Here is a 12,544-nt window from a genome sequence, read left to right on the forward strand (position 1 = left end):
GGTAATTCACATTAAGCGTATAATTATCAAACAGGACTTACCTTTGCTTTGTGCAGTAATTTATCTCCTTGCTTGTAGCCTACATAACGTACTTTTACTAATTCTCCTGCTTGAGCCACACCCTTCATCAACTGATGGTTTTGCGGATCGTAAGCTAACTCTTCCCCAACAGTAGCAATGGTTGATACATTCCAGTGCTTGACTAATTGTTCTATGGGTTCTACTAAAGAGAGTAACTTGCTCGCTGGCAATTGAGGATTTTGACGCACGGCAGTAGCAGCGGTGGGCCATTGTAATAGCCAAGACTCAATGGTTTCCAAGCTAGCTTGTTGAAACTCTACCTGTAAGGTTTGCTGCAACTGAGTCATTTCCTGCTGTAATTTTTGATATTCTTGCCGACAGGCGATTAGAGCATCATCCTGCTGAGAAGACGTGACAGCCTGCTCGCTGCTAACTTGAGGTTGTTCGACAAAAGTTTGGAGTAAACTATCTACTGAGACATCTAAGGCTTTGGCAATCCGAGCGATCGCGCCAAGAGAAAGATTAAGAATTAAACCCTGTTGAATTCTGATTAACTGTAGTCGAGCCACCTTGGCCACCTGACTAAGCTCATTAAGATCGGCGATACCTACCTGCTGCATCAAATTGTGTAGCCGCTCTTTGTTAGTTTGAGATGAATCTGGATTCATTTTAGGGGAGAACATTGCCAAATAGGTGATAGTTGCTGGCTATTGATTTTATCGAACAATTGCGCTGTAACAAATATTGATCAAGCTGATAATATTATCTGATTTTCGGGAACTATTAGCCAAAGGACTGTTCAAAATGGTCATAAATCGCAATACTATTTTTTGATTTATTTTTTGATTACTTATCAACTTAAAAAACGAGCAAAAATGCCTATAGTTTGCGTGTTATTACTTAAGTCTCAGTCTGATTTCAAATTGCGCTCATTTTTATCAAGAGGAAGTTTGTAATGACGACTGCCAAAAACGGAACTAGTCATGCTCGGACTCATATTCAACACTTTACAGCTAGTCGACAAATTAAATTCTTTGAATCTCTTAGAGAATCTCGATTTAGTGGTCAGCTAATTATCTGCGATCAGCAAGACCATACTTGGATAATCTATCTTTATCTGGGTCGTATTGTCTATGCTACTGGCGGAGTACACCCCGTTAGGCGTTGGCGCAGACACCTTGTTGCTTATTGTCCTGAAAGACTGGCTAAAATCGACGAATTACAGTTATTTCTAGTTAACATTTCTCAAGAAGAATCACGAATTTCTTGGGAATATCAGCTGTTATCGGCTTGGATCGACCAAAACATAATTAGTCGTGAACAGGCTACTAAAGTTATTCGAGCTACGGTAATTGAGGTGCTGTTTGATGTTACCCAAGCAATAGAGGTGCATTGTGAATTAGTCACAGATAATTTGCTAACCACTAGGCTAATCTTAATTGATGCTGAACAGATGATTGTTGAGTCGAATAAACTCTACTCAGCCTGGCGAGATGCCAAAGTTGCCGATCGCTCTCCCGATTTTGCCCCTACTATCAATCATCCCCAAGCCCTTAAAACCAAGACTTCTCCCCAAGTTTATCAAAACCTCAGTCAACTTTTAGACGGAAAACAAACTTTAAGAGATTTGAGTGTGCGGATGAAGCGAGATGTTGTCACCGTGACACGCTCTCTTTTGCCCTATGTGCAGATGGGTTTGGTGCAACTGGTAGCAGTCGAAGATCTTCCTCCTCCTGTATCAACTCCTTTAGCTCAAAAACTGTTTAAGAACCCCGCTTCTCGTCGGTTAACCATCGCCTGTATAGACGATAGCCCAAGTATTTGTCAGACGATGGAAGGCATTATTAATACTGCGGGATATAACTTTGTCAGTGAAACAGACGGTTTAAGAGCGATCGCTGTTTTACTTAGCCGCAAACCAGATTTAATCTTTTTAGATTTGGTAATGCCTAATACTAACGGCTATGAAATTTGTTCCCAATTACGCAAGCTTTCTTTTTTCAAACAGACACCGATTGTTATTCTCACAGGTAACGACGGCATTGTAGATCGAGTTCGCGCCAAAATAGTCGGTGCAACTGATTTTCTGGGTAAGCCAGCTCAATCTGAACAGGTGCTCGGCACAATTGAAAAGTATGCATTGCAGCAAAAAAAATAAATTGCTGAATAAATTCAGCATAAAATTTATCCCTCAGATTAACTGTTTTACACCAACTTGCAAACTAATGGCTCTTTTATGGTTGGAGAGGGGAACTATAGATCTTGTCAGCCTGATTAAAAAATATTTTTTCCTAAATTATGGCTAAAAAACTACGTCGCGTTTTTGGTATTAAACTTCAGACAAAAAAAGCCGACTTACGCGCAACTGCGAGCAATCATAAATTGAGGTGACATTTGTTATGGGGTACACTCTGGTTGTTGATGATTCTGCTACCGAACGAGCAATTATTACTGGCTGTTTGCAAGGAGTTGGCATTGATGTCTCTGTTGCTCTTAGTGGAGAAGAAGCATTAGCAAAAATTCAGCAAGATTCTCCCGATCTAATTGTTTTAGATGTAGTTTTGCCAGGACGTAGTGGTTTTGAAATCTGTCGTGAGTTAAAGAATTCGGATCGGACTAGTAAAATTCCGATTATTCTTTGTTCAACCAAGGGGACAGAAATAGATAGGTTTTGGGGCATGAAGCAAGGAGCGAATGCCTATATTCTCAAACCGATCGATCAAGAGGAATTAATCGGTAAAGTCCAGGAGTTAATTGCTTAAAGTAATTTAAACATATATTTAATCATATTTAACCATATTCGAGGTGTATTTTAACTGTGTCTAATCTACGAACCCAGCCCAACTCATCTAATCCGAGGATGCACAGCAGTGCCAACACATCACAACAGCAGCTTAAGTTTCAACTTTATCCAGAGACTAAAGCAATGCTGCCGATTAAGCAGATTACGGAGGTTCTCAAAATTCAGTTAGCGCAGATTATGCCCATTCCTCAAATGCCTGCTTGGGTGATGGGAGTCTACAACTGGCGAGGAGATATTTTGTGGATGCTCGATCTCGGACAACTACTGGGCTTAGATTCTTGGTATCAACAGCAACACGCTCGCCTCCTACATACAGCAATTGTCTTGTCTCCTGAGCGGGAGGGAAATAATGATAATCAGATTCACTTGGGCTTAGTCGTAGCTGGGGTAGATAACTTGGAAAGCTGCGATCCTGCTGCAATTCAAGCTGTACTCGATTCACAGATCGATCCTCGTTTAAATAGCTTTTTACAAGGATATTGGCTTCAATCTTCAGGAGAAATGGTTTTGGCTCTTGATGGACAGGCGATCGCCTCTGCTATGCCTAAACGAGTAGTTGATTAATATTGATCAATATTTAATTAAAGTGTCTGACTGCCTCTAATTAACTTACTATCTATCTTAGTTTCTATGAATAATCTGCCCCAGTTAACCGAGCAAGAAGAACCATCTCAGATTATGGATTCTCACCTCCCAAGAGCATCTTGGCTAAGGGGAATATACAATCTACCGCTCAATCGTAAAATTAATTTAATTCCTTGGTTTAGTTGTGGCGGACTGGCTTTAGTTTTAGGGGCGGGAGGATTAATTCTTCAAGGAACTCTCAAGCAGCAGTTAATTGAGCAAACTGAATCTAGACTCGATGTTAAGAGTCAGGTAATCCTCTTATCGTCAGCTAAACTTGGCACTAATTTAGGAGCTTTAGGCAAAACCCTAACCGCTGTCACCGAAGAACAAGATTACAGCGCTGTTTACTTACTTCAAGCCGATGGCACAGTAGTTCTCGCATCATCTTCAGCCAAAATTGCGGGAGCAGCTAGCACCAACCTGGCTTTGCCAGATAATCAAATTTTGGAGCAGGCAATTTATAGTCAGGGAAAAGTAGTTCATCAGACAACTACTATTGAGGGACATAAGTATGTCCTAGCAGCTCAAACTATTAGTGATAGCGACGGTAATCCTCTAGGAGTTTTGGTACACGGTACTTCGGCGCAGTCGCTCAATAGCATTCTCCAAAGTAGTTTGCTAGCTCAGTCGCTTTTATCGTTAATTATTTTAATTTTTATTATTTATTTAAGTCGGCTTTTAGGAAGGGCGATCGCCGAACCGATTCAAAGTCTTCACAGAGTAGCTCAAAATTTCTCGGCGGGGAATTTTGGGGTGAGAGCAAAGATTCATGCTCAAGATGAAGTTGGTCTGTTAAGCAGTACCTTTAATGTCTTGGCAAATTCGATTGAACTAAATGAAGCTCGTCTGAAACAAGAGGCAGAACGTTCTCGTCTTTTACAAGGAATTGTTTACAGTATTACTCAAGCCGATAATGTGCAAGAAGTATGGCAAACGGCAGTCGACAGTAGTAGAAAAGCGCTTAAAGCCGATCGCGTAATTTATCATCATTTTGAGCAAAATTGGCAGGGTACGATCGTTGCTGAAGCAGTGAAAGAGGGTTTTCCTCAAGCCTTGGGAACAAAAATTAACGATCCTTGTTTTGCCGAAGGATATGCTGAAGCTTATCGACAGGGAAAGGTGAAGGCGATCGCTAATATTAACCAAGAAGAACTACATGATTGCCATCTCCAGATGCTCAAACCATTGGCAGTGGTAGCTTGCCTTATTACGCCCGTAGTCACAGCCAATCGATTAGCTGGTTTACTAATTGCCCATCAGTGTAGTCAGGCAAGAACTTGGCAGTCAGATGAAATTAGCTTGCTGACGCGGATTGCCGAACAGGTTGGCAGAACAGTTGAGAAAATTGAAATCTTAGAACAGCAGCAACAGGCACAGGAGCAAGAAAGGGCTGCTAAGGAAAATCTTCAGCGACGAGCCTTGGAATTACTGATGGAGGTAGATCCCGTCAGTCAGGGAGACTTAACTGTACAGGTAAAGGTGCAGTCAGATGAAATTGGCACCATTGGCGATTCTTACAACACGACGATTGAAAGTCTGCGTCAGTTAGTATCTCAGGTAAAAACTGCTGCCCTTCAGGTGTCTATTACCACCAGCGATAAAGATCGTTCGATTCAGGAATTATCGATTGGTGCATCAGCACAGACTACGGAAATTAATGCTGCCTTAAAGCGTATTCAGGGTATCACTAACTCAATTCAGGCAGTAGCTCATAATGCCAAGACAGCGGAAGCCGCCATGCTTAAAGCGACCGAAACCGTCCAGGCAGGAGATGAGGCGATGAACCAAACGGTGGCAGGTTTCCAAGAAATACGCGATACGGTAGCAGCTACAGCAAAAAAAGTGAAGCGCCTAGGTGAGTCATCGCAGAAAATTTCTAAAGTAGTCAATGTTATTAGTAACTTTGCCGATCAGACAAATCTGCTCGCTCTAAATGCCTCGATTGAGGCTGCTCACGCAGGAGAAGAAGGACGCGGTTTTGCCGTAGTTGCCGAGGAAGTGCGATCGCTAGCTCGTCAGTCGGCGGAAGCTACAGCAGAAATTGAAGCTTTGGTGGCAGAAATTCAGCTAGAAACCAAGGAAGTAGTTGCAGCCATGGAGGCAGGGACAGAGCAGGTAGTGGCGGGAACCAAACTGGTTGATAAAACTCGCATTTCCCTGACACAGATTGGTGATGTTAGTCAAGAAATTAATCAGCTAGTAGCAGAAATTGCCGCAGCTACCGTAGAACAGTCTCAAGATTCGGAAGTAGTGACCAAAACCATGTTGGAAGTTGCTGAAATTTCCAATCAAACTGCGACTGAAGCGATCGCCGTCTCGGCATCGTTCCAAGATCTGCTGATCGTAGCTCAACAGCTAGAAAATAGTGTGGCTAAATTCAAAGTCAGCTAACTAAATTATTGAAATTTAAATCTATTCATAATTTTATTGAGATTGCTATGAATTTTGCGCATAATCGTCACCTAGAAAAAGCGACTGACTATCTAATTCAAGATGATTCCACCTCTGGATTATGGTGGCAACGGCAAAGTCTGCGCTTTAAAACCACGGTATTAGCGATCGCCATCGGTACAATACCCACCTTGGCAGTTAGTTGGGTGGCATATTATTTTGCTGTCGATTCCCTCACCCAACAGACAAGTAACCTGAGCAAAACTTTGGTCGGGGATCTCCAAGAGCAAGTCAATATTTTTATCGGCGATCGCTTGGTCGATCTTCAGGTGATGGCAAGCTTAGATATCTTTACCAATCCTCAGTTAAGCAAACAGGCGACTAGAGCGGAGAAATCTGCTGCTCTTATGCGTATTCAAGATGCCTCTAAAATCTATGACAGTATTGCCGTATTTGACATCCAGGGTAATGTCATCGCTCAAACTAAAGGTGCAGCTTTAAATAACCACCTTGACCGTAATTACGTGCAGGATGCTTTAAAATCTCAAAAAGCAGTTATTAGTCAACCTCAGATCTCTGAGGGTTCGGGGGTTTTGAGTATTTATGGAGCAACACCGATTAAAGAGCGCTCCACGGGAAAAACGATTGGTTTTGTACAGGCAAGAATTCCTGTAAAAATCTTCACTAAATTGCTGCAAAACTTTACTACTGAAGATAGTCAGTATTATTTGCTCAATAACCAAGGAATTTTTTGGGGTTCGACTGGAGAATATGCCCTCACAATCTCAAGTAACGGCTCGTCAGTAGCGAATAAGTCCTCTAACTCTGAAGCAATCACAGCCCAGGATATTTTCTTAGATGCAGACAAACTACTTACCAGTAATACTTTAAGCACTGGCATTGCCACCAATATTCAAACCAATTCTCAGCAGTTGCTGGCTTATGCTCCAGCTAAAACTGTAGTAGGACTCCCTCAGCTCAATTGGCAGGCGATTGTAGCTACAGACACAGCTATGGTTTATGCTCCTCAAAGAAAACTGAGATTATTGTTGGTGCTGGGTTCAACAATAGTGGCGATCGGAGTTGGCGCGATCGCCTATGCTTGGGTAAATCGATTGTTGCGCCCAATTCTCCAGGCTGCTCAAGCCGTGCAAAAGATTGGTCAGGGGGAGTTTTCGACTCGACTAGCAATTGCGGGAACCGATGAAATTGCCCAGTTGGGTAGCGATATCAATCGTCTGGCAGTTCAGTTAACTGATTTTACGCAGGTTCAGACTAGACTGACTCAACACTCAGCCAGTATTAAGGATATTGTTCTGCAATTAACTCGCGCTAAGAATTGGCTAGAAATTTTAGATGCGGTGGTGCAGAAAAGTTATCAAACTTTTAATGCAGAACGAGTTGTTTACTATCAATTTGATTCCCAGTCGGCAATAGCAGTAGCAGAATGTGCTGCTCAAGGTACTCGCATCATCCACAATAGTAATTTGAGTTCTGAACTAGTAGCGGAATATCTAGCTCAACCATATTTGCCTCAGATCGAAGTGATCGATGATCTAACCCAGACAAAATTAACCCCAGCCAAACAAGAGTATCTAGAATCTTTAGAAGTAAAATCTTGTTTAATTGCCCCGATCATCATTGACAATCAATTAAATGGATTATTGATGGTTCATCAATCAACTACTCTTTTTCCCTGGATGAATGAGGAACAAGAATTTTTAATCCAAGTTGCCAGCCAAATCGGTTTTGCCATTACTCGTTTAGAACTCTTAGAACAGCAAAAGTTGGCTGAGATCCGCGAGAAGTCAGCCAAAGAGGCAATGCAGACTAGAGCCTTGAGTCTGTTGCAGGAAGTAGATGATGTTTCCCAAGGAAATTTAACCGTTCGCGCTAGGGTGACAGAGGATGAAATCGGCACGATCGCCGATTCTTATAACTCAACCATCGAAAGTCTGCAAAAATTGGTCAATCAGACTAAAGCAGCAGCAACGGAAGTACAGCTTAATACCTCCGCTAATGATTTAGCAGTACAGTCTTTAGCCCAGGAAACTATTGCTCAAGCCAGCTCAATTTCTCAGATGCTTAAGCAGGTAAGGGGGATGGAAACCTCAATTAGTCTAGTGGCAAATCAGGCGCATCAGGCAGAAGCATTCGTCCAGCAGGCAGCCACTACAATTGCCCGCGAAGATCGAGCTATAAGTCTTACTGTTGCCGAAATCAAAGCGGTGCAGCAAACCGTGACTCAAACTGCAACTAAAGCAGAAAAACTGGGGGAGTCTTCCCAAGAAATTTCTCAGGTGGTCAACCTAATTGGTCGCTTTGCAGCTCAAACCCATCTTTTGGCTCTTAAAGCTTCGATTGAAGCAGCACGGGCAGGAGAGGAGGGCAAAGGCTTTGCAGTAATTGCTGATGAGGTCAGATCTTTGGCTACCGCCTCGGCAGAAGCAACAGCAGAAATTGAAACTTTGGTCAGTAAGATTCAACTAGAAACTGCTGAGGTGGTCAAAGCCATGCATCGGGGAGCAGCACAAATTGCCTCGGGACATGAACTGGTACAGCAAACTCGTCACAGTCTAAGCCAGGTAAATCAGGTAAGTAATGAAATTAGCAAGTTAGTTAGCTCGATTACCCAAGCTACTCAACAACAATCCGCCACTTCTGCCCAGGTGAGCCAAACTATTGTGGATGTTGTGGCGATCGCCGAACATAATTCTCAGTCGGCAACCCAAGTCTTTCATTCGCTGCGAGAGCTATCGGCGATCGCGACCAAACTTCAGTCTCATATTGCGAAATTTAAAACCTAATCTCTTATCTACCTATAAATTGTCAATTAGATCTAAACCATGTCACTCAACCCCGATATTCGCGATCGAGCGTATCAATTTTTTGTCGAAGAAGCCCAAGAGCTTTTACAGCTATTAGAAACAGGCTTACTTGAGCTACGCCAAGACCACAGTATACCCAAGGTACACGAATTGATGCGGGCGGCTCACTCCATTAAAGGTGGTGCTGCTAGTGTTGAGTTGAACGCCATTGAATTGTTGGCACATCGGTTAGAAGATTTTTTTAAGGCTCTTTACAGCGATCGAGTTGATTTTGATCCAGAATTAGAAAGTTTATTACTTCAAGGTTACGACTGTTTATCTAACCCGTTACTCGAACAAATTCAGACAGGCTCTTTTGATGAGGAGGCAGCTTTACTCAAAGCTGAACCAGTATTTGCTGCTTTAGAAGTTCGTTTAGCAGAAGCTCTAAAAAATGCTGATAACTATCTTCCTAGCTCCAATGATTTGGGAGTAGATATTGTTGCTTCAATTTTTGAAGTGGACGTAGTTAAAGCTTTAGATCGCTTACAGTCAGTTAGTTTAAATCCACATGATTATGAACCAGCAGCGGAGTTAGGAGCAACTCTCGAAATGTTTGCTGGTTTTGCCGAGTTATTTAACCTCTCAGGATTTAGCGATATTGTTCAAACTGCCCAAGCTGCATTACAGTTAAATCCCCAAGCTGCATTAACTATTATTCAAGTTATGGTTGCTGACTGTACTTTAGCTACCGAACAAGTATTAGCAGGCGATCGCGAACGGGGTGGAACAGTTTCTCTGGCTTTAATTGAATTAGCTCAAAGCAAGGTTGCTGAAACTGATACGGATTGCCAAATAGCCTCGCCTCAAGATCATTTTGGGTCTACTACACCTTTAACTGATGATCTTGTAACCGACGATGAAATTGCTCTAGACTCGGATAACTGGTCAAATGTTACTGACAATGAAGCTTTAGCCGAGGATATCTTTGGTAATTTTGCTGAGCCGTTAAATACCACAGATGAGCTTAATCAGATCTTTAATCTAGTTGCTGACCAAGCAGTTACAGACCAGACAGAGACAGATAATGATGTTTTTGCCAGCGAGGAAATTGCTACCGAGTTCGATCATCTATGGTCGAGCGTTAGCGATCCAGAAACTGCCACCGATAATCTTAGTCAGATCTTTAATCTAGTTGCTGACCAAGCACTTACAGCTCAGACAGAGAAAGAGACAGATAATGATGTTTTTACCCACGAACAAATATCGGACTCCGAACATTTATGGTCTGATGTTGCTGACAACGAAGTTTTAGCTGAAGATATTTTTGGTGCGTCGGCAATCGATATCGAACCTGAACCAGCCGTTGATGACGTAGAGCAAAAGATTGAACAGCCTGAAATAACCACAACCATAGAATCAATTGCCGATATTTTTGACAGTCTTCCTAGTGCCAAGCCAGATTCGTTATTACTTTCATCACAGTCGCCACCTAAGCCCAAAGCTCAAGCTTCAACCACCGCCAATACTTCTAACACTGCATCTAAGCTTTCGGTACGGGTTGATTTAGATCGTTTAGAGCGAATGAATAATTTGGTGGGAGAATTGACCATCAACCGTAATAGTCTGGCTTTACAAAACGAACAGCTACAGGAAAATGTTTTTGAACTAGAGCAAAAGTGTTGGCGTTTTCGAGGAGTGACTAAACAGCTACGGGAAATATCCGACCAAATGTTGTTAGAAGCGCGATCGCGCATCCCCAATGCTCCTACTTTGGATAGTGATACCGAGACTGAGTTTGATGCTTTGGAACTCGATAGCTATAGTCTGCTCTATTCCTCTTTACAAGAAGTGTTGGAAGAGATGGTGCAGCTTGAGGAAAGTGTGGAAGATATTACCCTCTTTGCCCAGCAGTCGGATCGGACGATTAATAGTCAAGGTCAGATGTTGAGACAGATGCGGGACGAGTTGATGTGGGTGAGGATGCTACCCCTGGAGCAAATTTTGCAGCGTTTTCCCCGTATTCTGCGCGATTTGTCCAGTAAACACCATAAATCTGTTGACCTAAAGTTAAAAGGGACTGGAGTACTAGTTGATAAAGCAGTGTTAGAAAAGTTGTCTGACCCTCTACTCCATCTCTTACGCAATGGTTTTGACCACGGCATCGAAGATCCCCAGTTGAGAATTCAACAAGGAAAATCTGCCACTGGCTTAATTGAAATTCAGGCTTACTATCAGGGTAATCAAACCGTGATTGAAGTGAAGGATGATGGTCAAGGTTTGGATTTAGCCAGAATTACCCAAAAAGGAATTGAACAGGGTCTAATTTCACCCCAGGAAGCTGCCTCGGCATCCCAGGAAAGACTGTTTGAGCTAATCTTTGAACCAGGATTTTCGACTGCTAGTCAGGTGAGTGAACTTTCTGGTCGAGGAGTTGGGATGAATATTGTGCGATCGCAAGTTGAAACTCTCAAAGGTAAAATTGGCGTAACTTCTACTCGTGGCAGGGGTTCTACTTTTACTCTACGTCTGCCTTTAACTCTAACTATTGCCAAACTCTTAATCTGCTCTCTTGGTTTGACCGCCTTCGCTATTCCAGCCGACAGTATTGAAGAGATTATTATTCCCACCGCCGAACAAATCAAACTAGCTAACGGACAGCAGTTTTTATTCCTTAAGGGCAAGCTGATTCCAATTTATGCCCTGCCAGAAATTTTGTCTTATAATTGTCCGATTCCTGACACCGATTCTAGTAGTAAAGCGTTTAAAACGATCGCTCCTCCTGAAGATTGGGCTGCACCATTACTTTTGCTGCGACGAGGACAACAATTGTTTGCTTTAGAAGTTGTTAGTCTACTGAGTGAACAAGAATTAGTGATTAAACCCTACGGCAAAGCGATCGCTCCTCCCAGTTATAGTTATGGCTGTACAATCCTCAGTGATGGTAGTCTTATTCCCGCCTTTGACGGTTCCGCCTTAATCAGTATGATTTTAGGTGAATCACAAGGGACGAGCATCACCCAAAGCTATATCCCAAAAGTCAAGTCGGCATCTGAATCAGTCCAGAGCGATCGTGGTATGGTCAGCGAAGTAGCCACACAGCTTACATCTTGCCAAACCATCATGATTGTGGATGATTCTACTGCTTTAAGGCGAACGATGGCTTTAACTTTAGAAAAAGAAGGCTATCGGGTGGTGCAAAAAAAAGATGGCAAAGAAGCTCTTAACGGTTTTAAACAGCATCCTGAGATCGATTTAATTATCTGTGATGTGGAAATGCCTGTGATGAACGGCTTTGAGTTTTTAGGTATGCGCCGTCGAGATTCGGCTCTAGCTCAAGTTCCCACTTTTATGTTGACTTCTCGCAGTGGAGCAAAACACCGCAATTTAGCCCAACAGCTAGGGGCAGATGGTTACTTTACCAAGCCCTATGTAGAACAAGACTTTATTCAAGCAGTGAAACAAATCTTAGAGGGCAAAAAGCCTTCCGAGAATAAGACCCAAACGGCGATCGCTATTAAAACTAAGACCATCTTGATCGTCGATGATTCATCTGCTTTGCGCAGAACCTTGGCTTTAAGTCTAGAACAAAAAGGTTATCGAGTACTACAGAGTCGAGATGGTGCCGAAGGATTAAACCAACTTCGGAGTAATTTACAAACTGATTTGGTGATTTGTGACATCGAAATGCCCAATGTCAACGGCTTTGAATTTCTGACCCTACGCCGTCAAGAACCCCCGTTAAGCCAAATACCTGTAGTAATGCTGACTTCACGCGGAACTGAAAAACATCGAAGTTTAGCAGCAAGTTTGGGGGCAGCAGGATTTTTTACCAAGCCTTATATTGAGGACAAGTTTATCGCGGAAATTGAACAATATCTTCGACCATAGCAGC

Annotated in this window: 7 protein-coding genes; 6 read left to right on the forward strand and 1 reads right to left on the reverse strand. The window is 42.6% G+C overall.

The genetic code is table 11. The features are described from left to right. Nucleotides 1-26: 26 nt before the first annotated feature. Nucleotides 27-689: a helix-turn-helix domain-containing protein gene (locus tag KME09_09525; GenBank protein MBW4534162.1), complete on the reverse strand. Its 663-nt coding sequence runs from the start codon at nucleotides 687-689 to the stop codon at nucleotides 27-29. 287 nt (nucleotides 690-976) lie between these two features. Between KME09_09525 and KME09_09530 the strand changes: the two genes are divergently transcribed. From KME09_09530 to KME09_09555, 6 genes are all read left to right on the forward strand, one after another. Beyond that, nucleotides 977-2,179 carry a response regulator gene (locus tag KME09_09530; GenBank protein MBW4534163.1) on the forward strand — a complete coding sequence of 401 codons (1,203 nt, stop codon included), beginning with the start codon at nucleotides 977-979 and terminating at the stop codon, nucleotides 2,177-2,179. Between the two features lie 241 nt (nucleotides 2,180-2,420). After that, nucleotides 2,421-2,783, forward strand: a complete 363-nt coding sequence (locus tag KME09_09535) for a response regulator (GenBank protein ID MBW4534164.1) — start codon at nucleotides 2,421-2,423, stop codon at nucleotides 2,781-2,783. Between the two features lie 98 nt (nucleotides 2,784-2,881). Continuing rightward, nucleotides 2,882-3,388 (forward strand): chemotaxis protein CheW, encoded by a 507-nt coding sequence (locus KME09_09540; GenBank protein MBW4534165.1) that lies wholly within the window; start codon nucleotides 2,882-2,884, stop codon nucleotides 3,386-3,388. Between the two features lie 66 nt (nucleotides 3,389-3,454). Then, nucleotides 3,455-5,842, forward strand: a complete 2,388-nt coding sequence (locus tag KME09_09545) for a HAMP domain-containing protein (GenBank protein ID MBW4534166.1) — start codon at nucleotides 3,455-3,457, stop codon at nucleotides 5,840-5,842. A gap of 47 nt (nucleotides 5,843-5,889) precedes the next feature. After that, on the forward strand, nucleotides 5,890-8,649 hold the full coding sequence (locus KME09_09550) for a HAMP domain-containing protein (GenBank protein MBW4534167.1): 2,760 nt from the start codon (nucleotides 5,890-5,892) through the stop codon (nucleotides 8,647-8,649). 39 nt (nucleotides 8,650-8,688) lie between these two features. Beyond that, complete coding sequence (locus KME09_09555) at nucleotides 8,689-12,540, forward strand: response regulator (protein ID MBW4534168.1); 3,852 nt, start codon at nucleotides 8,689-8,691, stop codon at nucleotides 12,538-12,540. The last annotated feature ends 4 nt before the right edge of the window (nucleotides 12,541-12,544 follow it).

This window comes from Pleurocapsa minor HA4230-MV1 (assembly GCA_019359095.1).
GTDB classification, from domain to species: domain Bacteria; phylum Cyanobacteriota; class Cyanobacteriia; order Cyanobacteriales; family Xenococcaceae; genus Waterburya; species Waterburya minor.